The organism is Cobetia sp. (assembly GCF_983723665.1).
In genome coordinates, this window is the sequence record NZ_CFDJES010000023.1 from 26197 (window position 1) to 28031 (window position 1835).

The following is a 1835-nucleotide window of genomic DNA, read 5'->3' on the forward strand; positions in this document are numbered from 1 at the left end:
CGCTTGCCCGCCTGGGCGGAATACATCACGCCGTTGCCGCCATAGCCCATGGCGTAATAGATGCTCTGCTTGGGGTCCGGCTGATGGATGCGCGGCATCATGTCGTGGCTGACATCCACCCAGCCCCACCAGGAGTAATCGACCTCGATGCCGCTCAGCGCGGGGAACTTGCGGTGCATGTCGGCGATCAGCAGCTGCTCGTATTGCGCCTTGGGCGCATCACGCCCCGAGACGGCACTGCGGCTGCCGATCTGCAGGCGGTTGTCCGGCAGCAGGCGATAGTAGTGGCGCAGCACGCGGGTGTCGGTGAGCACCTGATGGGTATGGAAGCGGGTCGCCTCGATTTCCTGCGCCGTCAGCGGGCGCGTCACCAGCGAGTTGGAGAGCACCGGCATCAGGCGCTTGTCGAGCTCCGGATGCAGCTTGCCGGAGGTGTAGCCGCCAGTCGCCATGCCCACCGAGCGCGCCTTGACCACGCCACCCGGCGTCGTCAGATAGTGCACGCCATCGCGGGTCTCCCAGCTCTCCACCGGGCTTGCCGGGTGCACCTTGACGCCCAGGCGGCGCGCCTTGCGCAGATAGCCGAAGGCCAACTTGCCCGGGTGCACGCCGATGCCTTCCGGCTCGTGCATCGCACCGCAGGCCTCTTCATCACCGACCCACTCATTGCGCACCGTGGCGCCATCGATGATGCGGGCATCGTAGTTGAAGGTCTCGCGCAACAGGCGCGCTTCCTTCTCCAGCCCCGGCATCATGCGCTCGCGGTGGGCGATGTACAGATGGCCGCCCGGCTGCGGATCGCAGTCGATGTCCTTGATCAGCTCCTTGAAATTCTCCATGCCCTCGACGCACTCGCGGTGCAGGCCGTGGGCGGCCTCGAGCCCGTAACGCTCGATCCACTGCGAACGCTTGAGGCGACCGGTGGCACACTGCGCCTGACCGCCATTGCGGGTCGAACAGCCCCAGCTGACCCGATTGGCCTCCAGCACGGTGGCCTTGATGCCGTACTTCTCGGCCAGCACGATGGCGGCGGTCAGCCCCGTGAAGCCGGAGCCGACGATCACCACATCGGCGTCGATATCGCCCATCACCGGGCCATCGTCTGCCGGCGGCTCACCGGCGGTGGCGACCCAGTAGGTCGGCGCGTAGTCGCGCCCTTCGCCGGGGGTGGCACTCACCAGCGGGTCGTAGGCCGGGTCATACGGCCGCGAGGCCTGAGTGGCCGGACGCTGCTCTGATTCGTTGCCCATGTCCGACGGCCGGGCGCCGTGCTGCACGATAGTTTCCATCTCGAACACCTCCTCTCACCCGCGGGGCGCACGCCATGACCTGACGCCATGACGTGCTGCCCCCGAGGCAAAGACAGCTTCAGAAACCTCTTCCCTGATCGGTGCGCCGCTGGCGCTCAGACGTTGACGGGCGGACGGTTCTTGCGGAAAGCGTTCTTGATCGCGATCTTGCCGTCACGCAGCGTGAAGGCGTCGATCATGCGCGCTTCGCTGCGCGCGCCATCGGCGGTGGTGCCGGTGTAGGTGCTGATGACGAAGCCACGCTCGCCATCGGCGAAGATTTCCGCGTCGATCCACTGGGCATCCGGCGCGTTCTGCCAGGCGGCGGAGAGGCCCGCACGCACGGCGTCCTGACCGGCGAAGGTCTTGCCTTCGAGTTCCGGCCCGGCGATGGCGAGGAATTCGCAGTCATCGGTCATCATCGACAGGCAGTCGTCGATGTCGTGACGGTTGAGGGCGTCGCAGAAGGCGGTCAGCAGTTCGATGGTGGCTTGGTGAGTCATGGGTCGGGCTCCGCAGTCTTGTTGTTGGGCTTGTTGTTGAGCT

Annotated in this window: 2 protein-coding genes; both read right to left on the reverse strand. The window is 66.3% G+C overall.

Annotation, left to right across the window (positions count from 1 at the left end; translation table 11 throughout):
- Positions 1 to 1289, reverse strand: a 1289-nt coding sequence (locus tag AC4FAH_RS04165) for an NAD(P)/FAD-dependent oxidoreductase (protein WP_490245678.1), incomplete at its 3' end; no start/stop codon positions are given.
- Positions 1290 to 1405: 116 nt separating this feature from the next.
- Complete coding sequence (locus AC4FAH_RS04170; protein WP_054555520.1) at positions 1406 to 1792, reverse strand: nuclear transport factor 2 family protein; 387 nt, start codon at positions 1790 to 1792, stop codon at positions 1406 to 1408.
- Positions 1793 to 1835 lie beyond the last annotated feature (43 nt).

Excerpts from the sequence above, each read along its gene's own strand:
- AC4FAH_RS04170 (WP_054555520.1), bottom strand. The coding sequence starts at position 1,792 with ATGACTCACCAAGCCACCATCGAACTGCTGACCGCCTTCTGCGACGCC.